Below are 25,638 nucleotides of genomic sequence, written 5' to 3' on the forward strand. Positions count from 1 at the left end.
TTTCTTTCAGGGATACTGGCAGGGGGCTACTGGAGCGACGAGGGCCCGACTACACTTCGGCGTATCCCTCCCCGGATCGAGGCCCTCCATGCCGCGTCTGCAGGTTGTTCTGTTGTGCCTGGCATTCTGGGCTTCCCAGGCGAGCGCGCTCACCCTAACCCCGAGGAGCAGACCTGGCTGCGCCAGCACCCGCAGCTGCGCCTGGGCGTGGATGCCTCCTGGCCACCCTTCGAGTTCCGCGACGACCAGGGCCACTACCAGGGGCTCGCCGCCAGCTACGTGCAACTGATCAGCGAACGCCTGCAGGTCGGCATGCAGCCCAGCGAGCCGAGCAGCTGGAGCGAGGTCCTGCAGCAGGCGCGCGACGGCCAGGTCGACCTGCTGCCGGGCATCATGGCGACGCCGGAACGCAGCGAATACCTGACCTTCACCCGCCCCTACCTGGACTTCCCCATCGTCATCCTCGCCCGCAGGGATGGCCCCAACCCGGAAAACCTGAGGGCGCTGTACGGCCTGAAGGTCGGCGTGGTCGACCACTACGCGCCCCATGAACTGCTGATCGCCAAGCACCCGGACCTCAACCTGCTGCCCCTGCCCAGCGTCGCGGCAGCCCTGCAGGCACTGGCCACCGGGCAGGTCGACGCCTTCGTCGGCGACTTCGCCTCCAGCGTCTGGAGCCTGCGCCAGCTCCGCCTCGAAGGCATCCAGATCAGCGGCGAGACGCCCTACCGCTACCAACTGGCCATGGCCGTGCCGCGCAACGACGCGATGCTCGCCGGCATCCTCGACAAACTCTTCGCCGAACTCACCGGCGACGAGGTCGAAGCCCTGCAGGCGCCCTGGGTCGGCGGCCTGCTGGATAACCGGCCGGCCTGGTCGCGGCACCTGCTGACCATCGGCCTGCCGGTGCTGCTGGCGAGCCTGGCGATAGTCGCCGCCCTGGTGGCGATGAACCGCCGCCTGCGCGGCGAAATGGCGCGACGGGTGAAACTCGAACAGGCCCTGCGCGACAGCGAGCAGCACTTCCGCGGCCTGGTCGAGAGCATGGCCGCCATCGCCTGGGAGATGCGCCTGTCGGAAAACCGCTTCACCTACGTCTCGCCCCACGCCCAGGAGCTGCTGGGCTACCCGCAGCACGAGTGGCTGACGCCGGGCTTCTGGCAACGCACCCTGCACCCGGCCGACGCCGAGCAGGCGATGAGCTACTGCTTCTCCGAGAGCCGCGCCGGGCGCAACCACAGCCTGGACTACCGGATGCTCGCCGCCGACGGCCGCGTGGTGTGGATCCGCGACATCGTCACCCTCATCCGCCACGGCGACGAACTCATCCTGCGCGGCCTGATGATCGACATCACCGAGGCCAAGCGCACCGAGCAGGCGCTGCGCCTGTCCGAACAGAAATTCGCCTCGGTGTTCCATCACTGCCCGGACATCATCGTCCTGGCCCGGCGCATCGACGGGCGCCTGCTGGCGGTGAACAGCACCTTCGAGCAGCAGGTCGGCATCCCCGCCAGCGAGGCCCTGGGCAAGACCGCCACCGAGCTGAACATCTGGAGCGAACCGGGCATGGGCCCGCGCATGCTCGAACGCCTGCAGGGCGAGAACCTCAACAACATCGAGATCAGCCTGCATCGCCGCGACGGCGGCCGCTTCACCGCCCTGCTCTCGGCCCAGCGCGTGGCCCTGGACGACACGCCCGCCCTGGTGGTGGTGGCGCGCAACATCTCCCAGCTCAAGCAGACCCAAGAGCAACTGCGCGCCTCCGAGGAAAAATTCGCCAAGGCCTTCCATGCCTCCCCCGACGGCATGCTCATCACCCGCATCCGCGACGGCCTGCTGCTGGAGGCCAACGAAGGCTTCACCCGCATCACCGGCTATGGCCGCGACAGCGCCAGCGAGCGCTCGACCCTGGAGCTAGGCCTGTGGGCCGACCCGCAGGACCGCGAGCGCCTGCTGCAGATGATCCGCGAACGCTCGACGGTGCAGGACTTCACCGCCTTCATCCGCACCCGCGAAGGCGCCGCCCGGCTCTGCGAACTCTCGGCGCACCATATCGTCATCAGCGGCGAAGACTGCCTGCTGACCATCGCCCGCGACATCACCGAACGCCAACAGATGCAGGAAAAGCTCACCCTGGCCGCCACAGTGTTCGAAAGCACCGCCGAAGGCGTGATGATCACCGACGCCAGCCAGCGCATGATCGCGGTCAACCGCGCCTTCAGCGAAATCACCGGCTACGGCGAGGACGAAGTGCTCGGCCAGTCGCCGCGCCTGCTCGCTTCGGGGCAGCACGACAGCAGCTTCTACGTCGCCATGTGGCACCACCTCAACGCCGAAGGCCACTGGCAGGGCGAGATCTGGAACCGGCGCAAGAGCGGCGAGCTCTACCCGGAATGGCTGACCATCAGCGCGGTGCGGGGCAACAACGGCGAAACCAGCCACTTCGTCGGCGTTTTCGCCGACATCTCCACGCTCAAGTACGCCCAGGCCCGCCTCGACTACCAGGCCCACCACGACCCGCTCACCGGCCTGCCCAACCGCCTGCTGTTCGAGACCCGGCTGACCACCGCGCTGAAGGAAAGCCAGGAAGAACAGCAGCTGGGCGCCGTGCTGTTCCTCGACCTGGACCGCTTCAAGCACATCAACGACAGCCTCGGCCACCCGGTCGGCGACCAGTTGCTGAAATCCATCGCCCGGCGCCTGCGCGAACAGCTGCGCGACATCGACACAGTGGCGCGCCAGGGCGGCGACGAATTCATCATCCTGCTGCCCGGCCTGCACCAGGCCAGCGATGCCGAGCACGTGGCGAAGAAGCTGCTGAACTGCTTCAGCCACGCCTTCGTCGCCGACGACAAGGAATTCTTCGTCAGCGCCAGCATCGGCATCAGCCTGTTCCCGGTGGACGGCAAGGACGTCGCCACCCTGGTGAAGAACGCCGACGCCGCCATGTACCGGGCCAAGGCCCAGGGCCGCAACCGCGTCGAGTTCTACACCCGCGAGCTGACCTTCCAGGCCAACGAACGCGTGGCCCTGGAGCACGAACTGCGCCGCGCCCTGGAAACCCACCAGCTGCAGCTCTACTACCAGCCCAAGCAGGCCCTGGACAGCGGTGCGCTGGTGGGCGCCGAAGCGCTGATCCGCTGGAGCCACCCCAAGTACGGCGCCATCCCGCCGGACCGCTTCATCCCCCTGGCCGAGGAAACCGGGCTGATCCTGCCGTTGGGCACCTGGGTGCTGGAAGAAGCCTGCCGGCAGATGAGCCGCTGGCAACAGAGCCACGCCGCCTTCGGCCCGCTGTCGGTGAACCTGGCCGGCGCCCAGCTGTACCAGCACGACGTGGTCGACCAGGTGCGCGAGCTGCTGCAGCGCTACAACCTGCACGCCCCCCGGCTGCAACTGGAAATCACCGAGAACTTCCTGATGCACCAGACCGACGAGGCCCTGGACACCCTGCATGCCCTCAAGGGCCTGGGCGTGCAACTGGCCATCGACGACTTCGGCACCGGCTACTCCTCGCTCAGCTACCTCAAGCAACTGCCGCTGGACATCCTCAAGATCGACCAGTCCTTCGTCCACGGCCTGCCCGACGACCCCCACGACGCCGCCATCGCCCGCGCCGTGATCGCCCTGGGCCGCAGCATGAACCTCACCATCATCGCCGAAGGCGTGGAACGCGAGGAGCAGGAGCGCTTCCTCGCCGAAGAAGGCTGCGACCAGGTCCAGGGCTACGCCCTCAGCCCACCCCTGCCTGCCGAACAATTCGCAGCCCGTTTCCTCACCCCGCTGCAGCCGATTGGCACTGCGCAAGGGACGCCGGTATAATCCGCCGGCCTTCTGGGGGCCTATAGCTCAGTCGGTTAGAGCAGAGGACTCATAATCCTTTGGTCCACGGTTCGAGTCCGTGTGGGCCCACCACTCTTAAATAGCCTGAAAGCCGCGCACTGCGCGGCTTTCACGTTTTCGAGCCCGGGTTTCCTGGAACGAGATCAGCGTTTCAGGGCGGCGATAACATGCTCGGGATCGTTGTGTATCGCCCTCAACAAGGCCTTGGCCGGACCTTCCGGCTCCCGCCTTCCCTGCTCCCAATTCCGCAGTGTACCCAGGGCGACGTCGATCGCCTTGGCAAACGCCGCCTGCGACAGCCCCGTGGCCTGGCGGATGCTTTTGACCTGCAGCGCATCCACATGGAACTCGCGCGAAGGTTGACGCTCGCCGCGGTCGATCTCGTTCATCTGCTCCATGCTTTGAACGAGCCGGCTGAAGAGATTCTTTTCCATCACTGCCACCCTTTGTTGAGATCGCGGAGCACTTTCTTTTCATCCTCGGACAGGTCGTCCTTCACACCTTTCCTATAGATCAATTTATTCGGCTAACCCTCCCAGAAGGGCTTGCCATGCACTCTTCGCTCCCCCGCGAAAAGCCGCCTGATTGCGCAGCGTCTGGTTCAGTTCGAAGACAACTCACGCAGCGCGGCGGTAGCCAGGAAGCCGGAGCGAGAGGCGTAGCGATGGTCGCGCTTCACCCGCTCGTCGATGCGTTGCAGCAGGTTTTCCGGCAGGGTGGCGTTGAAGCGCACGGCCTTGCCCAGGTAGGGGGTGACGTCAAAGTCGACCACCGCCCAGACACCGCCGGCGTAGTCGGGGTTGCCCATGTGGGTGTCCACCTCCTGGGCTTGCGGGAGCGTCTCGTCGTCGGCTACCAGGCCTTCGAAGTGCAGGGCCAGGGCTTCCTGGACGTTTTCCAGCGCCTGGCTGACGGTACCGCCGGCGGAGAAGCAGCCAGGCACGTCAGGGATGGTCACGCCGTAATCCGAGTCGGCGTCCTTGTGCAGAACCACGGGGAATTTCATGTTGATGTCCCCTCCTGAGCTGACGGCCGACTCATCGCAGGCCGGCCTGGCGCAGAATGCTGTTCACGGTCCCGATCGGCAGGTTGCTCCTGGGGTGGGGAACCGTCACCCACCCCTTCTTGGTGAAATGCCGGAACTGGTGATGACCGCCTTTCACCTCAACCAGGAACCAGCCATCCGCCCGGATCAACTCCATGATTTCTCGACTGCGCATCGCCCCTCCGCCCAGCCTTGGTGTGTATGCTACACATCAAGGCTATGACTATCTACACACACTACACACCCAACTTTCGACCTTGCCGTCAGGTGCTCCGCCGCAATTGAAGAGCGCCAGGGCTTTGGGCGGTGCAATGGGCTTGGCAGCAGCTGAAAACAGGGAAATTTCCTGCGAGGCATTGGCGTTGCTGTCTTACGAGACGGCTGCGTAGCGTTCCACCTGCCACGGATCAGACGTGGCCGGGAGTGGAATCCTGCTAGCAACCATCGCAATACACGCCATAGCGGAGTTCTTCGGCGTTTACCGAATGATCTTCGGCTGTCTATGGCGGGCCGTGCGAGGCGGGCTTTTGCCCGACCGGTTGGTTGCTTCCGGGATTCCACCCTTGCACGGTCCGCCTCCCTTCTCCGGATTGCCTGGGTGGCGGCTTCTTCGATGCAGCAAGGAGCGACAGCATGACCCTTTCTTCTACTTCCGATTCCGTTCTCGTCCCTTCCGTTTTCCTGCGCCATCGCCGGCCCCTGAGGGCGGTACTGATCGAGAACCAGGCGTGGTTCGTCGGGCGGGACCTGGCGCGGCTGACCAACAGCCATGTGTCCACGCGGGTTATCCACAAACTGGATGCCGACCAGCAGCGGTTCGAGTGCCTGCAGGCGGCTGGCGGAGAGGTGACGCGTGAGTGGCTGGTCAGCGAGAGCGGCGTTTATGCGCTGCTGATGGTGCATTTCTATCACCCGGAGAACCGGGGCTTGCGGCAATGGTTGAGCAATGAGGTGGTGCCGGCGCTGCGGGATGCGCGGCAGGGTGATCCGGATTTGCCGCGGCGGCGGGTGAAGCGGGTGCAGGGGCAGCATCTGAGCGTGCTGGATTGGCAGGGGATGTTGTGGGTGCGGTTTGGGGATGCGGTGGAGTTGATGGAGCGGGAGGTGCGGCGGGAGTCGTAGGGTGCCAAGGTTGGCTCAGGTGCGGTCTTTGATTTGGATTCCCTCTCCCCAGCCCTCGGCTACGCGCCCCGCCCTGAAGGGAGAGGGGGCTTGTGCGTGCCGAGAGAGGGAGTGGTTTCAGTTGGAAACCGCCGGAGCTGCCGGCTGACTCCAGAATGACAGCGTCTGCCCAACGGTCCCCTCTCCCTTCAGGGAGAGGGTTAGGGAGAGGGCTGCCGGGCCTCACTCTAGCGCCAACAGCCTTGACCGGGCCCCACCTCACCGCTTCGCAATGATGTAAACCGCATGCACGATACCGGGGATGTACCCCAGCAGCGTCAGCAGGATGTTCAGCCAGAACGCCCCGCCGAAGCCGACCTGGAGGAACACGCCCAGGGGCGGGAGGATGATGGCGATGAGGATGCGGATCAGGTCCATGGCTATTGCTCCTTGTAGCGGCATTCACTGACACCTGCATCGACCACGGCGGCCTGGCTGGCGTTCCATCCTTTTGCGCCATCGGCTGGACCGGGTGCCCCCGGCGGGCCATAGTTGTGTGCAGGCTTCGGCCAGTGCGTGCCGAAAAGGTGCAACCCCGCTCAAGCGCCCCTCGGGCGCCCCCCCACTCACCCGATGGCCGGCAAGGTCCGCTTCTTGCAGCGATCGCCGGGTATCCGCCGCATCCATCGGCATGGTCACCTTTCTACACAGTCCGTCGGCTTCGACCAATGATAGGTTGCACCCGGTTGCACCTTTTTCGTCCGACGTTTAAATTCTCGCCACATTTCCGCCGTGCCCACTTTCAATAACAGGTACAACCATGGCCACCACCACCCTTGGCGTGAAGCTCGACGACGCCACCCGTGAACGCCTCAAGCAAGCCGCCCAGGCCATCGAGCGCACGCCGCACTGGATCATCAAGCAGGCGATCTTCAACTACCTGGAGCAGATCGAGGGTGGTCTCTCCCCCGCCCAGCATTCCGGCCTGGCCGCCGCGGCCGGCGGGGAATCGCTGGAGGCGCTGAACGAGCAAGGCCTGCAGGTGTTCCTGGACTTCGCCGAGAGCATCCTGCCGCAGTCGGTGCTGCGCGCCGCCATCACCTCCGCCTACCGCCGCCCCGAGACCGAGGCGCTGCCGATGCTGCTGGAGCAGGCCCGCCTGCCCCAGGACAAGGCCGAGGCCGCCAACAAGATGGCCCTGGGCATCGCCGAGAAGCTCCGCAACCAGAAGAGCGCCGGTGGCCGCCAGGGCCTGGTGCAGGGCCTGCTGCAGGAGTTCTCGCTGTCGTCCCAGGAAGGCGTGGCGCTGATGTGCCTGGCCGAGGCGCTGCTGCGCATCCCGGACAAGGCCACCCGTGACGCGCTGATCCGCGACAAGATCAGCAACGGCAACTGGAGCCAGCACCTGGGCCAGAGCCCGTCGATGTTCGTCAACGCGGCCTCCTGGGGCCTGCTGATCACCGGCAAGCTGGTGTCCACCCACACCGAGGCGGGCATGACCTCCTCGCTCAACCGCATCATCGGCAAGAGCGGCGAGCCGCTGATCCGCAAGGGCGTGGACATGGCCATGCGCCTGATGGGCGAGCAGTTCGTCACCGGCGAGACCATCGGCGAAGCCCTGGCCAACGCCGCGAACATGGAAAGCCGCGGCTTCCGCTATTCCTACGACATGCTCGGCGAAGCCGCACTCACCGATGAGGACGCCAAGCGCTACCTGGCCTCCTACGAGCAGGCCATCCACGCCATCGGCAAGGCCTCCCACGGCCGCGGCATCTACGAAGGCCCGGGCATCTCCATCAAGCTGTCGGCGCTGCACCCGCGCTACAGCCGCGCGCAGTACGAGCGGGTGATGGAAGAGCTGTACCCGACCCTGCTGGGCCTGACGCAGATGGCCAAGCAGTACGACATCGGCATCAACATCGACGCCGAGGAAGCCGACCGCCTGGAAATCTCCCTCGACCTGCTCGAGCGCTTGTGCTTCGAGCCATCGCTGAGCGGCTGGAACGGCATTGGCTTCGTCATCCAGGCCTACCAGAAGCGCTGCCCGTACGTGATCGACTACGTCATCGACCTGGCCAAGCGCAGCCGCCACCGCCTGATGATCCGCCTGGTGAAGGGCGCCTACTGGGACAGCGAGATCAAGCTGGCCCAGGTCAACGGCCTGGAGGGCTACCCGGTCTACACCCGCAAGCCCTACACCGACGTTTCCTACATCGCCTGCGCGCGCAAGCTGCTGGCGGTGCCGGAAGCCATCTACCCGCAGTTCGCCACCCACAACGCCCACTCGCTGTCGGCCATCTACCAGATCGCCGGGCAGAACTACTACCCCGGCCAGTACGAGTTCCAGTGCCTGCACGGCATGGGCGAGCCGCTGTACGAGCAGGTGGTGGGCAAGGTCGCCGACGGCAAGTTCAACCGCCCGTGCCGCATCTACGCCCCGGTCGGCAGCCACGAGACGCTGCTGGCCTACCTGGTGCGCCGCCTGCTGGAGAACGGCGCCAACACCAGCTTCGTGAACCGCATCGCCGACCACAGCATCTCGCTGCAGGACCTGGTGCTGGACCCGGTGCAGCAAGTCGAGCAGATGGCCGCCCAGGAAGGCACCCTCGGCCTGCCGCACCCGCGCATCCCGCTGCCGCGTGACCTCTACGGCGAAGGCCGGGCCAACTCCGCCGGCCTGGACCTGGCCAACGAACACCGCCTGGGCTCGCTGTCCTCGGCGCTGCTGACCAGCACCAACCAGGCCTACGTCGCCCAGCCGGTGCTCGGCGGCGACGCCCCCGCCCCGGCCGCCGCCGAGGCGCTGCGCAACCCCGCCGACCACCGCGACCTGGTTGGCCAGGTGCACGAAGCCAGCGAGGCCGACGTCAACAACGCCCTGCTCTGCGCCCAGGCCAGCGGCCCGATCTGGCAATCGACCCTGCCGGAAGAACGCGCCGCCGTGCTGGAGCGCGCCGCCGACCAGATGGAAGGCGAGATGCAGCAGTTGATGGGCCTGCTGGTGCGCGAGTCCGGCAAGACCTTCGCCAACGCCATCGCCGAGGTGCGCGAGGCGGTGGACTTCCTGCGCTACTACGCGGCCCAGGCCCGCGCCTTCGCCAACGACAGCCACCGCCCGCTGGGCCCGGTGGTGTGCATCAGCCCGTGGAACTTCCCGCTGGCGATCTTCAGCGGCCAGGTGGCCGCCGCCCTGGCCGCCGGCAACACCGTGCTGGCCAAGCCGGCCGAGCAGACCCCGCTGATCGCCGCCCAGGCCGTGCGCATCCTGCTCGAAGCAGGCGTGCCGGCCGGCGTGCTGCAGCTGCTGCCGGGCCGCGGCGAGACCGTGGGTGCCCGCCTGGTGGGCGACGAGCGCGTGCGCGGCGTGATGTTCACCGGTTCCACCGAGGTGGCCGGCATCCTCCAGCGCAACATCGCCGGCCGCCTGGACGCCCAGGGCCGCGCCATTCCGCTGATCGCCGAGACCGGCGGGATGAACGCGATGATCGTCGACTCCTCGGCCCTGGCCGAGCAGGTGGTGGTGGACGTGATCAACTCCGCCTTCGACAGCGCCGGCCAGCGCTGCTCGGCCCTGCGCGTGCTGTGCGTGCAGGCCGACGTGGCCGACCGCGTGGTGCAGATGCTCAAGGGCGCCATGGCCGAATACACCCTCGGCTCGCCGGAACACCTGAACGTGGACATCGGCCCAGTGATCGACGCCGAGGCCAAGGGCAACATCGACCGCCACATCCAGGCCATGCGCGACAAGGGCCGCAAGGTCTTCCAGGCCGCCCGGGTGAATGGCGACGTGCTCAAGCGCGGCACCTTCGTGGTGCCGACGCTGATCGAGCTGGACAGCTTCGACGAGCTCAAGCGCGAGATCTTCGGCCCGGTGCTGCACCTGGTGCGCTACGAGCGCTCCGACCTGGACCAGTTGCTGGCGCAGATCAACGCCTCCGGCTACGGCCTGACCCTCGGCGTGCACACCCGCATCGACGAGACCATCACCCAGGTGGTGGGCAGCGCCCACGTCGGCAACCTGTACGTGAACCGCAACATCGTCGGCGCGGTGGTCGGCGTGCAGCCCTTCGGCGGCGAAGGCCTGTCCGGCACCGGCCCGAAGGCCGGCGGCCCGCTGTACCTGTACCGCCTGCTGTCGACCCGCCCGCGCGACGCGGTGGCCAACCAACTGGCCGGCGACAACGTGCAGGCCCTGCCCCGCCCCGCCGAGCGCGAGAAAGCCCTGCAGGCGCTGCGCGACTGGGCGGCCAGGCAGGAGCCGGAACTGGCGAAGGTGGCGGACGAGTTCGCCAGCCTGGCGCAGAGCTACGCCTGCCACGTGCTGACCGGCCCGACCGGCGAGCGCAACACCTACACCCTGCTGCCGCGCGAGCGCGTGCTGAACCTCGCCGAGGAGAGCGCCGACCTGCTGGTGCAGCTGGCCGCCACCCTGGCGGTGGGCAGCCTGGCGGTATGGCCGGCAAGCCAGCGCGAGCTGCGTGACAGCCTGCCCAAGGAAGTGCAGAAGCGCATCGAGCTGGTCAACGACTGGACCGCCGCCGAAGCCGCCTTCGACGCCATCCTGCACCACGGCGATTCCGACCAGCTGCGCGAGGTGTGCGAGCAGGCCGCCAAGCGCAAGGGCGCCATCGTCGGCGTGCACGGCCTGGGCAAGGGTGAAACCGATGTACCGCTGGAACGCCTGCTGGTGGAGCACGCCCTGAGCGTGAACACCGCGGCCGCCGGCGGCAACGCCAGCCTGATGACCATCGGCTGATGTGAAAGCGGCGCCCTACCCGGGCGCCGCCTGCGATACCCGCGCCCTTGCGGCGCGAACCGCGCTACCGCCCTCGCCGAGGGGCTACCCGCCCGGTAGCGCGGCTTCCCACTGCGGCCCTGCAGGCCACGCGTCCACCCAAACGGTGGACGCCGCGGCAGCGCTACCCGCGCCGCCGCTTTCCCTTCACAGGAACCAGCGGTACTCCCGCGCACTCACCTCGTCCATGAACTCCAGGTGATCGTGGCGCTTGTTCTCGCAGTAGACGAAGACGAACTCGCTGCCGAGCCCTTCCTTCACCGCCGGATGGTTCTCCATGGCCGCCACCGCGCCGAGCATGTCGCGGGGGAAGTCGATGCCGCTGTCGCGGTCTTCGTTCAGCGGGGCGATGGGCTCCTTGCCCGCTTCCAGACCGTATTCCATGCCGGTGAGGATGGCCGCCAGCACCAGGTAGGGGTTGGCGTCGGCCCCGGCGAGGCGATGCTCGATGCGCAGGTTCCTGCCATCGGACTCGGGGATGCGGATGCACGCATCGCGGTCCTCGAAGCCCCAGCTGGCCTTGCTGGCAGCGTTCACCCGCGAGCCGTAGCGGCGGTAGGCGTTGTGGTTGGCGGCGAAGATCGGCATGCAATGCGGCAGCAGCTCCAGGCAGCCGGCCACGGCGTGGCGCAGCGGGCGCTGTTCGTCGCCGTCGAGCAGGTTGCGGCCGTCACGGTCGTAGAGGCTGACGTGCACGTGCATGCCGCTGCCCGGCGCGTGCAGGTAGGGTTTGCTCATGAAGCTGGCGCGGTGCCCATGCTTGAGTGCCACGCCGCGGGTGGCGCGGGTGAACAGCGCGGCCTGGTCGGCGGCGTGCAGGCCGTCCTCGCAGTGGGCGAAGTTGATCTCGAACTGGCCGGGGCCGATCTCGGCGGTGATCACGTTGGCGTCCACGCCCTGCTCGCGCGAGGCCTCGACTATCTCGTGGAGCACGTCGGAGAAGCGCGACAGACGCTCGATGTGCATGTTCGGCTGGTCGTCCTCGTCCTCGCACAGCGGGTCGCGCGGGTACTGCGGCAGGCCGTCCCTGAGCTTCTTGTCGAACAGGTAGAACTCCAGCTCGAAGGCCACCACCGGGCGGATGCCCTTGCCTTCCAGGCGCTTGAGCACGCGCGCCAGCACTTCCCGCGGCTCGAACTCGATGGGCGCCTCGGTGCCGTCGGAGCTGATGATCATCTGCCCCAGCGGCTGGTTCTCCCAGCGCACCGGCTTGAGGCTGCCGGGGATCAGCCGGCGCGGCGCGTCCGGGTCGCCGTCGTTGAAGCAGTAGTCGCCGATCGGGTGCAGGCCGCCCTGCACGCCCAGCAGCACGCAGTTCTGCGGCAGCTTCAGGGGCGAGCCGGCAGCGACTTTCTCCAGCATGTCCACCGGGTAGCGCTTGCCGTAGAAGTGCCCGGGGATGTCCAGGCAGATCAGGTCGACGTAGCGCACGTCCGGGTTCTGGGCGCGGAAGGCGCGTACTTCGCTGAGCAGGTCGGGGAAGGTTTGGCGGTTCATCTTCTTGGTGCCTGTGTGTCAGGCGCAGCCGGATGCCTTCAGGTGAAGATCCAGAGCACCCTCGTTGGTTTGTCTGTCAGGTTGCCGTAGCGGAATTTCGCGTGCGGCGGCAGCTGGAAGCTGTCGTTGGGGTAAAGGGTGACGGTCTCGTCCTGGTACCAGAGGGTCAGTTCGCCCTCCAGCACGAAGCCGCCCTGCTCGGAGCTGTCGTTGAGGTGGTCCTCGCCGCTGGTGGCGCCGGGGGCGAGGATGCTGTCGAGCATGGAGAAGCCGCCGGACATGTTCGGCGAGGCGAGGATGTCGGTGATGCCGCCGGCGTAGTACAGCGTGCGGCGGTCGGCCGGGCGCGTCACCCAGGCCAGCTCGCGGGCAGGCCCCTCGGCGTAGAAGTAGGTGGTCGGCACGCCGAGGGCTTCGCTGATGGCAGTGAGGTCGGCCACGGTCGGGCGCGACAGGCCACGCTCGACCTGGGAGAGGAAGCCCACCGAGCGGCCGATGCGCTCGGCCAGGGCGCCGAGGGTCAGGTTCTTGTGCTTGCGCAGGTCGCGGATCAGGGTCGCGAGGTGTTCGTTCTGGTGTTCTTGCATAGGCGCTGCCCGGCTCTGTTCAGAAGAAGTCCCGCAAGCGATACCAGGCTTTGCCGACGGCTTCCAGTGGCGCGGCGAAGCGTTGGCCACCGGGGAAGCCGGGATTGCTCAGGCGCTGGTACAGGTCGAGCTCCTCGCCGTACCCCAGCATGGCCTGGCTGACCGCGCGGGCGGCGGCCAGGCTGGGCAGCACGCCATGCCCGGAATAGCCCTGCAGCCAGTAGAGGTCGCCGCGGCGGCCGACGTCCGGGGTGCGCCGCATGCTGCAGTCGATGTGCCCGCCCCAGGCGTATTCCAGCTCCACCCCGCGCAGTTGCGGGAACACCCGCTCGACGTAGGGCCGGGTGGCCGCGCGGATGTCCGCGGGCATGCCGCCCAGGTAGGTGCAGCCGCCGCCGAACAGCAGGCGGTGGTCGGGGGTCAGGCGGAAGTAGTCGAGGACGAACTGGTTGTCGGTGACGCAGCAGTTCTGCGGCAGCAGCGAATGCGCCAGCTCCGCGCCCAGGGGCGCGGTGGCGACCTGGTAGGTGCCCACTGGCAGGATGCGCGCGGAGACTTCCTTGTCCAGGCCGTCGATGTAGGCGTTGCAGGCCAGCACCAGGGCGGCGCAGCGGATGCTGCCGTGCTCGGTCTCGACGACGTAGCCGTTGCCCTGCTCGCTGTAGCGCAGCGCGCGGGTCTGCTCGAAGATGCGCCCGCCGGCCCTCTCCAGCGCGCCGGCCAGGCCGTAGGCCAGCTTCAGCGGGTTGAGGTGCGCGGAATTCGGGTCGTACAGGCCGGCCAGGTAGCGTTCGCTGGCGATCCACTGCGGCAGCTCGGCGCGGGAAACCATCTGCAGGCCCTCGTAGCCCCAGCGGCGCGCGGCCTCGCCCTGCCATTCCTCGAGCATGCCGACGCGGCGCGGCAGCACGGCGGTCCACAGGTGGCCGACGCGGTAGTCGCAGTCGAAGCCGTGGCGCTGCGGCAGGTCGCGCATCTCGCGCGCCGCCCAGAGCATGCCCTGCCACAGGCGCAGGGCGCCTTCATGGCCGAGGTCGGCCTCGATCGGGCCGAGGTCGCTGGACCAGCCCGGCAGCGCCTGGCCGCCGTTGCGCCCGGAAGCCGCCCAGGCGATGCGGCTGGCCTCGATCACGCAGACCTGGCGGCCGCCCTCGGCCAGCTGCAGCGCGGTATGCAGGCCGCTGAAGCCGGCGCCGATCACCAGCACCTCGACCTCCAGCGCATCCGTCAGCTGCGCGCGGGGCTGCAGCAACTCCGGGTTGGCGGCGGCGTAGTAGGTGCCGACGGGCTGGCTGGATTGCAGGAACATGGCGACCTCGTGAAATTGTCATGCTTGTTTTTCATGAAAACTAACACAACGAATTTCACGAAGCCAGCCCGGCGCGAATTCGACCTGACCTGCGGCAATGCAATCCCGGGAAAAACCGCCGGCGCCTTGGCATTGGCCCGCCCCGTGCCCATCTACCTCCCGAGCCCATCCACAGCGGGGCCGAACCGTCCACGCGGATGACAGATGCCCATCTGTTGCTATGTTCTTAGAAGGCCGCCGGACGCGGTTAGCGCTGGTGTACAGGGGATAACCGGATGAATCAGATGCTGAAGCCGCAACCGTACTGCAAGAACTGCCGTCTGGCGCCGCCCACCCTCAGCGACGACAAGATCCTCGAGCTGGAAGCCATCATCAGGCCCGGCCACCTGCTGCACAAGGGCGACCACCTGTTCCGCCAGGGCGACACCTTCCACAACGTCTACCTGGTGCGCTCCGGCTCGCTGAAGACGGTGACCACCAACGAGCAGGGCCTGGAGAAGATCACCGGCTTCTACTATGCCAACGAGATCTTCGGCTTCTCCGGCATGGACGAGGGGCGCTACCCGGTGTCGGCCATCGCCCTGGAAAGCCCCCTGTGCAGCGAGATTCCCTTCGACCAGCTGGAGCAGTTGTCGCAGCAGATCCCCGGGCTGTCGCACCAACTGCTGCTGATGATGAGCCGCAAGATCCGCGAGGACCAGCAGATGAAGCTGCTGCTCTCGCGGCTCAACGCCGACTCGCGGATCGCCGCCTTCCTGCTGAACATCTCGGCGCACTTCCGCGAGCGCGGCTTCTCGGCCCTGCGTTTTCGCCTGAGCATGTCGCGCCACGAAATCGGCGACTACCTGGGGCTGGCGGTGGAAACCGTGTCGCGCAGCTTCACCCGCCTGCAGAAGAACGGCCTGCTGCGGGTCAACGGGCGGGAGACGGAGATCGTCGACTTCACCGAGCTGTGCGCACTGGCGGGGGGCGAGATCGAACTGTAACGCCTTTATCGCGGACGGAGTCCGCTCCTACGGGAGCATGCTGATAGCATACGGCCGCGCCAGGTTTCTTTCGTAGGATGGGTTGAGCCTTCGCTCAACCCATCCTACGGTGTGTGTTCACCTGAGGATGTAGGAGCCCTGCCCGCGATTCGCGCGCAGGGCGCGCTCCTACATGGGGTACGCCATGGCTGATGCAGCGTAGGAGCGGATTCATCCGCGATGCGGCCGACAGGCCGCCTTCGGTCTCGGGGCGCAACGCCCCGGCCGGGAATAAAAGCCGCCCCGATGGACCAAAACGACGTCCGGGGCGGGCGCGAGGCAGGTTGTGGGCAGCCGCCGCGTCAGGCGGGGCCGCTGCCCAGGCATTCGGGGCCCTGCAGGCGGGCCGTCCAGTCTTCCACCACGCCACTGGCCAGGCGTTGCGCGGCGGTCTTGCGCCAGCGCAGCGAGAGCGCGTCGCACGCCATCATCTGGCGCAGGCCGCAGGGCTCCAGCGGTTCGCCGAAGTACCAGCGCAACAGGCTGGCCACGCTCAGCTGCGGGTAGTGCCGCTGCACCAGCTCCAGCGGCGCGGCGGCGCTGACCATGCCGGCGCGGCGCACCCGGTAGAACCAGCCGCAGCGGCCCTGCTGCTGCAGCTCCAGCGGCAGTTCCGGGAGGTTCCAGCGACGCCCCAGGCGGTAGCACGGCGAGCGCGGCTGGCTGACCTCGATCAGCGCCTCGCCCCAGCGGAACAGGTCGCCGATGCACACGTCGGCCTCGTTCACGCCGAAGGTCGAGAGGTTCTCGCCGAAGGCCGGTTGCTGCCAGCGCTGCTGCGGGTGCTGCTTGCGCCAGTGGCGGTAGTGCTCGGCCGGGTAGTGGTGCAGCGCACGGTCGAGGCCGCCGTGGTGGCGCAGGTCGGCCTGTTCGTCGCCGGGCAGGCCTTCGCTGCCCAGCCAGACTTCCTCGCGGGTTTCCAGCTTGTCGATGGCGCTGACCAGGCCGCCCCAGCACTCTTCGACTTTGCCTATGAAAACACCCTGGATGACGATGCCTTCCACCTTTGTCTACCCGTCTGCAGCAGCGGACAGGCACTAGACTAGAGCCTCGGATAGGTACCTATCCATTTCGATTTTCCAGTTTCGTTGATAAGCCGCGCTTATGGATTTCCGCCAGCTCCGCTATTTCGTCGCGCTCTACGAGGAAGGCCACGTCGGCCGTGCCGCCGAGCGCCTGGCCCTGTCGCAACCGGCGCTGTCACAGCAGATCCGCCAGCTGGAGCGGAGCCTCGACGTGGCCCTGTTCCAGCGCATCGGCAAGCGCCTGGTGCCGACGGCGGCGGCGCACACCCTGTACAACCATGCCGTGCCCCTGCTCGAAGGCCTGGAGCGCGCCCACGAGGCCCTGCGCGGCTTCCGCGGGCAGGCCGCGCGCAGCCTGGCCATCGGCGTGCTGCAGACGGTGAACGCCAGCCTGGTGCCCCACCTGGTGGAACGCCTGCACGCCGCGCAGCCGCACCTGCAGGTGCGCATCTACGAGCTGTCCGGGGTGGAGATCGAGCGCCGGCTGCTGGCCGGGCAGCTGGATATCGGCATCGGCTTCCTGCCGCCGCGCCAGCCGGCGCTGCATGGCGTGGAGCTGTACCCGGACGAGCTGCAGCTGGTGATCCCCGCCGACCACCCGTTGCGCGAGTTCAAGAAGGTGTCCCTGGCCCAGGCCGCGGAACTGCCGATGCTGCTGCTGGGCGAGGAATTCCGCGCCCGGCAGATCTGGCAGGAGCAACTGGCCGCCATCGGCCGCCGGCCACGGGTGCAGGCCGAGCTGAACCACATGAGCGGCATCCTCGACAGCCTGCCCCACAGCCGCTTCGCCACGGTGCTGCCGGGCCGCGCGCGACAGCTGCACAGCAACCGCGACCTGCTGTGGAAGCCGTTGAGCGAGCCGCGCATCCCGCTGAGCGTAGGCCTGGTGTACCGCGACGCGCAGCGCCAGCACAGCACGGTGGAGCTGCTGCGCTCGCTGCTGGAAGGCGCGGTGCAGAGTTTTTCGTAGAGCCCCGCGCCGAGATGCTCTTCGTAGGAGCGGAGCTTCTCCGCGATAGCCGGGCGTCCCGGCACGGATCGCGGATGAGATCCGCTCCTACGCCGCCCCACCCACGCCATTCCCCTTGTAGGAGCGCGCCCTGCGCGCGAATCGCTACAGTCGGCTGGGTGGGGAAAAACCGCAGGCAAAGAAAAACCCCGCCTTGCGAGCGGGGTTTTGCAGACCGATATCCTGACGTCCATGCTGGCCACCGTCCATGGTGGAATCCCTATCTTTCCGTTTTGTCGTCGGCGCTTCCTGCGCAGTGTCCTGACTGGAAACAAGATTACTCGCCAGCCCTCGTCGTCGATAGACGCCAAATGACACCACGACGTGTAAGCCTAGGCTTACAAAGCGTTGCCCCGCTGAAACGACAAGGCCCCGCCGAAGCGGGGCCCTGCCTGCCTGCACGGCTTAGAACTGCGCGGCGTCGAGCAGGTACAGCGACTCACTGCCGGCTTTCACCGAGGCGCTCAGCGAGTGGATGCGCGGCAGCAGACGGGCGAAGTAGAAGCGCGCGGTACCCAGCTTGCTGGCGTAGAAGTCGTCCTGCCCTTCCTTGCCCTGCGCGGCGCGAGCCATCAGCGCCCACATGTAGGCGTAGGCGGTGTAGCCGAACACCTGGAGGTATTCCACCGAGGCGGCACCGATCTCGTTGGGGCTGGCCTTGGCGCGGTCCAGCACCCAGGCGGTCAGCTCTTCGAGGTTCTGCACGGCAGCGTTCAGCGGGCCGGTGAACTCGGCCAGCTCGGCGCCGGCCGAGGCGGTGAAGGCTTTGATCTCGTCGGTGAAGTGCTTGGCGAAGGCGCCACCGCTACCGACGATCTTGCGGCCCATCAGGTCCAGCGCCTGGATGCCGTTGGTGCCTTCGTAGATCTGGGTGATGCGACAATCCCGGACAAGCTGCTCCTGGCCCCACTCGCGGATGAAGCCATGGCCGCCGAACACCTGCTGGCCGTGGACGGTGGTTTCCAGGCCCATGTCGGTGAGGAAGGCCTTGGCCACCGGGGTCAGCAGGGCGACCAGGTCCTCGGCGCGCTTGCGCACGGTGGGCTCTTCGCTGTACTTGGCGGTGTCCAGCTGCATGGCGACGTAGCTGGAGAAGGCGCGGCCGCCCTCGTTCAGCGCCTTCATGGTCAGCAGCATGCGGCGCACGTCCGGGTGCACGATGATCGGGTCGGCCGCCTTGTCCTTGGCCACCGGGCCGGTGGGCGCGCGGCTCTGGATGCGCTCGCGGGCGTATTCCACGGCGCTCTGGTAGGAGCGCTCGCCGGTCGCCAGGCCCTGGATGCCTACGCCCAGGCGCTCGTAGTTCATCATGGTGAACATGGCCGCCAGGCCCTTGTTCGGCGCATCGACGATCCAGCCGGTGGCGCCGTCGAAGTTCATCACGCAGGTGGCCGAGGCCTTGATGCCCATCTTGTGCTCGATGGAGCCGCAGCTCACGGCGTTGCGCTCACCGAGCGAGCCGTCCTCGTTGACCAGCACCTTGGGCACCAGGAACAGCGAGATGCCCTTGGAGCCGGCCGGCGCGTCGGGCAACTTGGCCAGCACCAGGTGGATGATGTTCTCGGCCAGGTCGTGCTCGCCGCCGGTGATGAAGATCTTGGTGCCGCTGACCTTGTAGCTGCCGTCGGCCTGGGGCTCGGCCTTGGTGCGGATGATGCCCAGGTCGGTGCCGGCGTGGGGCTCGGTCAGGCACATGGAACCGGCCCAGGTACCGGCGTACATGTTCGGCAGGTACTTGCCCTTGAGTTCTTCGCTGGCGTGGTTGAGCAGCGACAGGCAGGCGCCAGCGGTCAGCATCGGATAGAGGCCGAAGGACAGGTTGGCCGCATTGACCATCTCCTCGACCTGCGCACCGATGACCTTGGGCATGCCCATGCCGCCGAATTCCGGCGCGCCGCCCACGCCCACCCAGCCGCCTTCGGCGTAGGTGCGGTAGGCCTCGGGGAAGCCGGCCGGGGTCTTCACGCCCTCGGCGCTCCAGCTGCAGCCTTCTTCGTCGCCGCTGCGGTTCAGCGGGGCGATCACGCCCGCGGTGACCTTGCCGGCTTCCTCGAGGATGGCGTTGGCGGTGTCGACGTCCACCGTCTCGGCCAGACCCGGCAGCTCGGCCCAGAGCTTGCCCACCTCGAAGACTTCGTGGAGGACGAATTGCATGTCGCGCAGCGGTGCTTTGTAGTCAGCCATGTAGGAATCCTCGAGCGAAACAACGGCTGAACAAGCAGCCAGCGGTATTCAGGATAGGACGTACGCAAGGGTACGCCGGCGGAGTTTACCCCGACAACTCCCCAGAGCCATAGCGTCATATTGTGAACGAATTGTTAATCATCGGTCACACCATATGCGCCCACCGGACAGCCAGCGGCCCCGGCCGCCACGAGGGGCGACCGGGGCCGCGGTTGGCGCATCAGAGGGCGAACTGCTCGGCGGACAGGCGCATCAGGCTTTCGCCGCCGGCCTCCACCGCCGCCTTGTGCGCGGCCGCGCGCGGCAGCAGGCGGGCGAAGTAGAAGTCCGCGGTGGCCAGCTTGGCCTGGTAGAAACCGGCTTCGCTGCTGCCTTGCTCCAGCTTGCTCCGGGCCACCAGGGCCATTTGCAGCCAGAAGTAGCCGAGGGTGACGTAGCCGGAGAACATCAGGTAGTCCACCGCCGCCGCGCCGACTTCGTCGGGGTTCTTCATGGCGGCCATGCCGACCTTCTGCGTCAGTTCACCCCACTGCTTGTTCAGCGCCGCCAGCTGCGCTACCTGGGCCTTCAGCTGCGGGTGCTCGGCATTGGCCTGGCACAGCTGGTGGACCAGCTTGGTGAAGCCCAGCAGCAGCTTGCCCTGGCTGCCGAGCACCTTGCGCCCAAGCAGGTCCAGCGCCTGGATGCCGTTGGTGCCTTCGTAGATCGGGGCGATGCGACAATCCCGGACAAGCTGCTCCATGCCCCACTCGCGGATGAAGCCGTGGCCGCCGAACACCTGCATGCCGTGGTTGGTGACCTCCAGTCCGGTTTCGGTCATGAAGGCCTTGCAGATCGGGGTGAGGAAGGCCAGCAGGTTGGCCGCCTGCTCGCGTTCCTCGGCGCTTTCGGAAAGGTGCTCGATGTCCAGCAGTTGCGCGGTGAAGTAGGCCAGGGCGCGGTTGCCCTCGTTGAAGGCCTTCATGGTCAGCAGCATGCGCCGCACGTCCGGGTGCACGATGATCGGGTCGGCCGGCTTGTCCGGCGCCTTGGGCCCGGTCAGGGCGCGCATCTGCAGGCGCTCGCTGGCGTACTTCACGGCGCCCTGGTAGCTGGTCTCGCCGAGGCACAGGCCCTGCATCCCGGTGCCCAGGCGCGCGTGGTTCATCATGGTGAACATGCAGGCCAGGCCCTTGTTGGCCTCGCCGATCAGGTAGCCGGTGGCGCCGTCGAAGTTCATAACGCAGGTGGCCGAGGCCTTGATGCCCATCTTGTGCTCGATGGAACCGCAGCTCACCGCGTTGCGCGCGCCGGCCTCGCCGCTGGCGTCGAGGCTGAACTTGGGCACGATGAACAGCGAGATGCCCTTGGTGCCGGCCGGGGCGTCGGGCAGCTTGGCCAGCACCAGGTGGATGATGTTCTCGCTCATGTCGTGCTCGCCGGCGGAGATGAAGATCTTGGTGCCGCTGATGGCGTAGCTGCCGTCGGCGTTGGGCACGGCGCGGGTCTTGATGATGCCCAGGTCCGTGCCGCAGTGCGGCTCGGTCAGGCACATGGTGCCGGTCCAGGTGCCGGCGGTCATGCGCGGCAGGTAGGCCTGCTTCTGCTCGGCGCTGCCGTGTGCGTGGATGGCGGCCATGGCGCCCTTGGTCAGGCCCGGGTACATGCCCCAGGAGCAGTTGGCCGCGCCGATCATCTCGCTGACCAGCAGGCCGAGGGACGGCGGCAGGCCCTGGCCGCCGTACTCGGGGTCGGACGACACGCCATTCCAGCCACCCTCGACGTACTGCGCGAAGGCTTCCTTGAAACCCTTGGGCGTGGTCACCACGCCGTTGTCGAAGTGGCAGCCCTCCTCGTCGCCGGAACGGTTCAGCGGCGCCAGCACCTGCTCGCAGAACCTGGCCCCTTCCTCGAGGATCGCGGCGACCATGTCCGGGCTGGCATCGGTCGCGCCCAGGGCCTGGTAGCGGCCGGCGAAGTCGAAGACTTCGTCGATCAGGAAACGCACGTCGCGCAGGGGTGCCTTGTACTCGGGCATGGCAGTTCTCCAGTCGGTTCGGCGCCGGAACGGCGCGGATAGACCCTGAACCTACTGTGCGCCGGAAAGCGGCGGCAATCACTCTGCGCGCGATGAATGCGCGGCCATAACCGGGCCCGGCCTCGGGCCGGCCGCACCACCCCGCGACGGCCCCGGCCATACGCTGCAACGCGGTACTCGCGGCCTGCACGGGCACAAAAAAGCCCGCCATCAGGGCGGGCTTCCTGCACGGGAGAGCCGATCAGGCGAAGACCACTTCCACCCGCCCCTCACGGCGTGAACGGGGCGCGGCCTTGACCACGATCTGGACGTCACGTCCGAGCCGGGCCAGGCAGTCGATCATCTTGGCCTCGCTGATGCCTCTGAACTTCCCACGCAACATGTCGGAAACCTTGGGCTGGGGAAGCCCGAGGATTTCCGCGGCCTGGGTCTGTGTCAGGTGGCGAGCCTTGATGATGCTGCCGATCTTGGATGCCAGCCTGGCCTTGACCTGCATCTCGCCGGCATCGTCCCTGCCGAGGTCGGCATAGACGTTGCCGCTACCTTCTTCGAACTCAATCATTTTCTACGCTCTTCGCATGGGCTTCCGCGTCTTTCAGCCTTTTCTTGATCAGCGCTATGTCGTGCTGCGGAGTCTCTATGCCTCTGGTCGATTTCTTCTGGAAGCAGTGCAGAGCATAGACCGCTGCTGCAAGTTTCACCGTGTAGACCGCTCGATAGGTGTCGCCGTCGTAATCCTCGACGACTTCCAGCACTCCAGCGCCCGAGAAGCCCTTCATCGGCTTGGCCTGGGGATGCTTGCCGCCCTCCTGGGCCTGGTGCAGGGCGAAGCCAAATACATCCTGGACATCCTCGGGCATGTCCAGAAGGTCCTTCTTGCTGCTGCCCATCCAGATCAACGACTTCACTGATGGCTCGGCTTTCCCATGAACGGCCGAACGAATCTATACCCATATTGGTATAGCGATCAAGCCGGGCCACGATCGCGAGTGGAGCAGGCTCGGAAATGAAAACACCCTGCGGGAGCTTGGCTCGCAGGGTGTCGGGTGCCTCCGTGGACAGCCCGCCAAGGGGCGGGCTGGTGCCAGCGGCGCTATCAGTAACCGAGGGAGAAGTCTTCCTCGGCCATGTCCATCAGGTTGCCGGCGCCGGACAGCATGGTGGCGACGTGGGTGCGGGTACGCGGCAGGATGCGCTGGAAGTAGAAGCGCGCGGTTTGCAGCTTGGCCTTGTAGAAGGCCTCCTCGCCGGTGCCGGCGGCCAGTTTCTCGGCGGCCAGGCGTGCCATGTCGGCCCAGAAGTAGGCCAGGCAGGCGTAGCCGGAGAACATCAGGTAGTCCACCGAAGCGGCGCCGACTTCCTCGCGGTCCTTCATGGCGGCCATGCCGACCTTCATGGTCAGTTCGCCCCACTCCTTGTTCAGCGCGGCCAGCGGCGCGACGAATTCCTTGACGGCGTCGTTGCCTTCGTTGGCCTGGCAGAACTTGTGCACGATCTTGGTGAAGCCCTTGAGCGCCTCGCCCTGGGTCATCAGTACCTTGCGGCCCAGCAGGTCCAGCGCCTGAACGCCGGTGGTGCCTTCGTACAGCATGGAGATGCGGCTGTCGCGGACGTTCTGTTCCATGCCGTGCTCGGCGATGAAGCCGTGGCCGCCATAGATCTGCACGCCGTGGTTGGCCGACTCGAAGCCGACTTCGGTCATGAACGCCTTGGCGATCGGGGTGAGGAAGGCCAGCATCGCGTCAGCGGCTTTCTTCTCTTCTTCGTCCTGGCTGCGCTGGACGATGTCCACCTGCTTGGCGGCGAAGTACAGCATGGCGCGGTTGCCTTCGGCGAAAGCCTTGGCGGTCAGCAGCATGCGCCGCACGTCCGGGTGCACGATGATCGGGTCGGCGGCCTTTTCCGGGGCTTTCGGGCCGGTCAGCGAACGCATCTGCAGACGCTCGCGAGCGTAGGCGATGCCACCCTGGAAACCGATCTCGGCGTGGGCCAGGCCTTGCAGCGCGGTACCCAGGCGGGCGGTGTTCATGAAGGTGAACATGCAGTTCAGGCCCTTGTTCGGCGGGCCGATCAGGAAGCCGGTGGCGGCGTCGAAGTTCATCACGCAAGTGGCGTTGCCGTGGATGCCCATCTTGTGCTCGATGGAGCCACAGGACACGGCATTGCGCTCGCCTACGCCGCCTTCGGCGTTGGGCAGGAACTTCGGCACGATGAACAGCGAGATGCCCTTGGTGCCCTGGGGGGCGTCGGGCAGGCGGGCCAGCACGATGTGGACGATGTTGTCGGCCATGTCGTGTTCGCCGGCGGAGATGAAGATCTTGGTGCCGGTGACCTTGTAGGTGCCGTCGGCCTGGGGCTCGGCCTTGGTGCGCAGCATGCCCAGGTCGGTGCCGCAGTGCGGCTCGGTCAGGCACATGGTGCCGGTCCACTCGCCGGACACCAGCTTGGTCAGGTAGGTGGCCTGCTGTTCCGGGGTGCCGTGGGCGTGCAGGGTGTTCATGGCGCCGTGGGACAGGCCCGGGTACATGCCCCAGGACCAGTTGGCCTGGCCGACCATCTCGCTGATGGCCATGCCCAGGGATTCCGGCAGGCCCTGGCCGCCGTGCTCGACGTCATGGGCCAGGCTCGGCCAGCCGCCCTCGACGAATTGCTGGTAGGCCTCCTTGAAGCCGGTGGGGGTCTTCACGCCCTCGGGGCTCCAGGTGCAGCCTTCCTGGTCGCCGACGCGGTTCAGCGGGGCGATCACCTGTTCGCAGAACTTGGCACCCTCTTCGAGGATGGCATTGACCATGTCCGGCGTGGCGTCCTGGGCGCCCGGCAGGTTCTGGTAGTGCGCTTCGTAGCCCAGCAGCTCGTCGCGAACGAAACGGATATCACGCAAGGGGGCCTTGTAATCAGGCATAGCGGTAAACCTCTACGAAGGGTTCTGGTTAATGGGCGACCGATGCTTGCGGTCGCTGTGCGGGAGCGTTCCCGGCCGCCCAGCCGATGCGCCGTGCGCCTCGACTCTCAAACAGGCGTTTGAAACATACGTTTACGCCCTACCCTTGTCAAGCGCGCAAGCCGACCGCCCGGTCACGCGCGAGGGCACGGGCCAGAGCGCTGCGTTCGCGGGTATCGATAAGCACAAGTAAAGCCCAGCCACGGGCCGCCGACAGGTGACGGCCCGAAGATGCTGAAAGGAAATTCTGAAGGGAGGAAAGGCGTCAGACGCTGATGTCGATCAGCGTCCCGAGGGTTTCGTCGGCGGTCTGCAGGACGCGGCTGGACGCCAGGGCGGCGTACTTGCTCATTTCCATGTCCACCACGGGGCGGGCGATGTCGTCCTGGGCCACGGGCTGCGCGGCCACCTGGGCGGCGGCGCGGTCGACCTGCTGCAGGCCGCGCTGCAGCCCCTGCAGACCGGTACTGAATGCGTTACCGGAGATTTCCATGGTCGATCTTCCTCGGTGGAACCTGCCGCCTATTCAAACAGGATCGTCGGTGATATTCAAAGGCCATCAGTCCGGAAGATCGAGGATCCCCAGGTCCAGGTGCCCGGCCACGGCGAACGGCGTGGGCGCGGCCAGGCGCGGCATGCGGCCGATGCAGGGCGCCGGCAGGCGTTCGGCGAGGGTCGCCAGATTCTCTTCCAGGCGCGAGGTCTGTGGGTCGACGATGTTGGCCACCCAGCCGGCCAGCGGCAGGCCGTCGCGCAGGATGGCCTCGGCGCTGAGCACCGCGTGGTTGATGCAGCCCAGGCGCACGCCCACCACCAGGATCACCGGCAGGTCGAGGAGGATGGCCAGGTCCGACAGGCTCTCTTCGCCGGCCAGGGGCACGCGCCAGCCGCCGGCGCCTTCCACCAGGGTGAAGTCGGCGCCGCGTGCCAGCACGTGGCGCACCGGCCCGGCCAGGGTGTCGACGTTCAGCGCCACGCCGACCTCGCGCGCCGCCAGGTGCGGGGCGATGGCCGGCTCGAAGGCGAAGGGGTTCACCTCCTCGTAGGCCAGCGGCAGGCTGCACTCGCCCAGCAGGGCCAGGGCGTCGCCATTGCGCAGGCCCTCGGGGCGGCGCTCGCAGCCGGAGGCCACCGGTTTGGCGGCGGCGGTGGACATGCCAGCCATGCGCGCGGCATGCAGCAGGCCGGCGGCGATGGTGGTCTTGCCGATTTCGGTGTCGGTGCCGGTGATGAAAAACGCGTGTGGCATGGGGTTCCTCT

At 67.1% G+C, this 25,638-nt stretch carries 19 protein-coding genes, 1 tRNA gene and 1 pseudogene; 6 read left to right on the top strand and 15 right to left on the bottom strand.

Going from position 1 to position 25,638, the window contains the following annotated elements:
- The first annotated feature begins 88 nt into the window (after positions 1 to 88).
- Positions 89 to 3,822, top strand: a pseudogene (locus tag PKO50_RS27975) (EAL domain-containing protein).
- Positions 3,823 to 3,838: 16 nt separating this feature from the next.
- Positions 3,839 to 3,915 (top strand) — tRNA-Ile (locus tag PKO50_RS27980).
- A gap of 71 nt (positions 3,916 to 3,986) precedes the next feature.
- On the opposite strand, the gene PKO50_RS27985 is transcribed toward PKO50_RS27980, so the two are convergent.
- The 3 genes from PKO50_RS27985 to PKO50_RS27995 form a co-directional block, all read right to left on the bottom strand.
- Positions 3,987 to 4,277, bottom strand: a complete 291-nt coding sequence (locus PKO50_RS27985) for a helix-turn-helix domain-containing protein (RefSeq protein ID WP_089392953.1) — start codon at positions 4,275 to 4,277, stop codon at positions 3,987 to 3,989.
- 167 nt (positions 4,278 to 4,444) lie between these two features.
- A complete protein-coding gene (locus PKO50_RS27990; RefSeq protein ID WP_275627848.1) occupies positions 4,445 to 4,849 on the bottom strand; it encodes a type II toxin-antitoxin system HicB family antitoxin in 405 nt (134 codons plus the stop codon).
- Between the two features lie 31 nt (positions 4,850 to 4,880).
- Complete coding sequence (locus tag PKO50_RS27995) at positions 4,881 to 5,063, bottom strand: type II toxin-antitoxin system HicA family toxin (RefSeq protein ID WP_275627849.1); 183 nt, start codon at positions 5,061 to 5,063, stop codon at positions 4,881 to 4,883.
- A 458-nt stretch (positions 5,064 to 5,521) separates the two neighbouring features.
- Here PKO50_RS27995 and PKO50_RS28000 point away from each other — a divergent pair, with 458 nt between their 5' ends.
- Positions 5,522 to 6,010, top strand: a complete 489-nt coding sequence (locus PKO50_RS28000; RefSeq protein ID WP_275627850.1) for a Bro-N domain-containing protein — start codon at positions 5,522 to 5,524, stop codon at positions 6,008 to 6,010.
- A 258-nt stretch (positions 6,011 to 6,268) separates the two neighbouring features.
- Here PKO50_RS28000 and PKO50_RS28005 read toward each other — a convergent pair whose 3' ends face one another.
- Complete coding sequence (locus tag PKO50_RS28005; protein WP_009615518.1) at positions 6,269 to 6,427, bottom strand: YqaE/Pmp3 family membrane protein; 159 nt, start codon at positions 6,425 to 6,427, stop codon at positions 6,269 to 6,271.
- Between the two features lie 382 nt (positions 6,428 to 6,809).
- On the opposite strand from PKO50_RS28005, the gene putA reads away from it, so the two are divergent.
- Positions 6,810 to 10,745 carry a trifunctional transcriptional regulator/proline dehydrogenase/L-glutamate gamma-semialdehyde dehydrogenase gene (gene putA / locus PKO50_RS28010; protein ID WP_275627851.1) on the top strand — a complete coding sequence of 1,312 codons (3,936 nt, stop codon included), beginning with the start codon at positions 6,810 to 6,812 and terminating at the stop codon, positions 10,743 to 10,745.
- A 186-nt stretch (positions 10,746 to 10,931) separates the two neighbouring features.
- Here the strand turns inward: putA and PKO50_RS28015 are convergent, their stop codons facing one another.
- From PKO50_RS28015 to PKO50_RS28025, 3 genes are read right to left on the bottom strand one after another with little or no spacing between them, the layout of a single operon-like run.
- Entirely contained in the window at positions 10,932 to 12,281 is a 1,350-nt protein-coding gene (locus tag PKO50_RS28015; RefSeq protein WP_109931755.1) for a glutamine synthetase family protein, read from the bottom strand.
- Between the two features lie 38 nt (positions 12,282 to 12,319).
- The gene (locus PKO50_RS28020; protein ID WP_043319201.1) at positions 12,320 to 12,868 is read right to left on the bottom strand and encodes an XRE family transcriptional regulator; all 549 of its coding nucleotides are present in this window, start codon (positions 12,866 to 12,868) and stop codon (positions 12,320 to 12,322) included.
- A 19-nt stretch (positions 12,869 to 12,887) separates the two neighbouring features.
- The gene (locus PKO50_RS28025; protein WP_275627852.1) at positions 12,888 to 14,177 is read right to left on the bottom strand and encodes an FAD-binding oxidoreductase; all 1,290 of its coding nucleotides are present in this window, start codon (positions 14,175 to 14,177) and stop codon (positions 12,888 to 12,890) included.
- 275 nt (positions 14,178 to 14,452) lie between these two features.
- On the opposite strand from PKO50_RS28025, the gene PKO50_RS28030 reads away from it, so the two are divergent.
- Positions 14,453 to 15,163: a helix-turn-helix domain-containing protein gene (locus PKO50_RS28030; protein WP_275627853.1), complete on the top strand. Its 711-nt coding sequence runs from the start codon at positions 14,453 to 14,455 to the stop codon at positions 15,161 to 15,163.
- Between the two features lie 341 nt (positions 15,164 to 15,504).
- Here the strand turns inward: PKO50_RS28030 and PKO50_RS28035 are convergent, their stop codons facing one another.
- Positions 15,505 to 16,206 carry an MOSC domain-containing protein gene (locus tag PKO50_RS28035; RefSeq protein ID WP_089392944.1) on the bottom strand — a complete coding sequence of 234 codons (702 nt, stop codon included), beginning with the start codon at positions 16,204 to 16,206 and terminating at the stop codon, positions 15,505 to 15,507.
- Between the two features lie 100 nt (positions 16,207 to 16,306).
- Here PKO50_RS28035 and PKO50_RS28040 point away from each other — a divergent pair, with 100 nt between their 5' ends.
- Positions 16,307 to 17,197 (top strand): LysR substrate-binding domain-containing protein, encoded by an 891-nt coding sequence (locus PKO50_RS28040; protein ID WP_275627854.1) that lies wholly within the window; start codon positions 16,307 to 16,309, stop codon positions 17,195 to 17,197.
- Between the two features lie 444 nt (positions 17,198 to 17,641).
- On the opposite strand, the gene PKO50_RS28045 is transcribed toward PKO50_RS28040, so the two are convergent.
- The 7 genes from PKO50_RS28045 to bioD all read right to left on the bottom strand — a co-directional run bounded on the left by PKO50_RS28045 (position 17,642) and on the right by bioD (position 25,627).
- Entirely contained in the window at positions 17,642 to 19,420 is a 1,779-nt protein-coding gene (locus tag PKO50_RS28045) for an acyl-CoA dehydrogenase C-terminal domain-containing protein (protein WP_109931745.1), read from the bottom strand.
- A 220-nt stretch (positions 19,421 to 19,640) separates the two neighbouring features.
- Positions 19,641 to 21,437 (bottom strand): acyl-CoA dehydrogenase C-terminal domain-containing protein, encoded by a 1,797-nt coding sequence (locus PKO50_RS28050; protein WP_275627855.1) that lies wholly within the window; start codon positions 21,435 to 21,437, stop codon positions 19,641 to 19,643.
- Between the two features lie 241 nt (positions 21,438 to 21,678).
- Positions 21,679 to 21,999 (bottom strand): helix-turn-helix transcriptional regulator, encoded by a 321-nt coding sequence (locus PKO50_RS28055; protein WP_089392940.1) that lies wholly within the window; start codon positions 21,997 to 21,999, stop codon positions 21,679 to 21,681.
- Positions 21,992 to 22,327, bottom strand: a complete 336-nt coding sequence (locus PKO50_RS28060; protein ID WP_275630539.1) for a type II toxin-antitoxin system RelE/ParE family toxin — start codon at positions 22,325 to 22,327, stop codon at positions 21,992 to 21,994. The genes PKO50_RS28055 and PKO50_RS28060 overlap by 8 nt, the downstream gene beginning before the upstream one ends.
- Positions 22,328 to 22,533: 206 nt before the next feature.
- Entirely contained in the window at positions 22,534 to 24,339 is a 1,806-nt protein-coding gene (locus tag PKO50_RS28065) for a phenylacyl-CoA dehydrogenase (RefSeq protein WP_109931741.1), read from the bottom strand.
- A 304-nt stretch (positions 24,340 to 24,643) separates the two neighbouring features.
- A complete protein-coding gene (locus PKO50_RS28070) occupies positions 24,644 to 24,871 on the bottom strand; it encodes a hypothetical protein (protein WP_089392938.1) in 228 nt (75 codons plus the stop codon).
- 66 nt (positions 24,872 to 24,937) lie between these two features.
- Positions 24,938 to 25,627 carry a dethiobiotin synthase gene (gene bioD, locus PKO50_RS28075; protein WP_275627856.1) on the bottom strand — a complete coding sequence of 230 codons (690 nt, stop codon included), beginning with the start codon at positions 25,625 to 25,627 and terminating at the stop codon, positions 24,938 to 24,940.
- Positions 25,628 to 25,638 lie beyond the last annotated feature (11 nt).

The organism is Pseudomonas sp. 273, assembly GCF_029201425.1.
Lineage (GTDB): Bacteria > Pseudomonadota > Gammaproteobacteria > Pseudomonadales > Pseudomonadaceae > Pseudomonas > Pseudomonas delhiensis.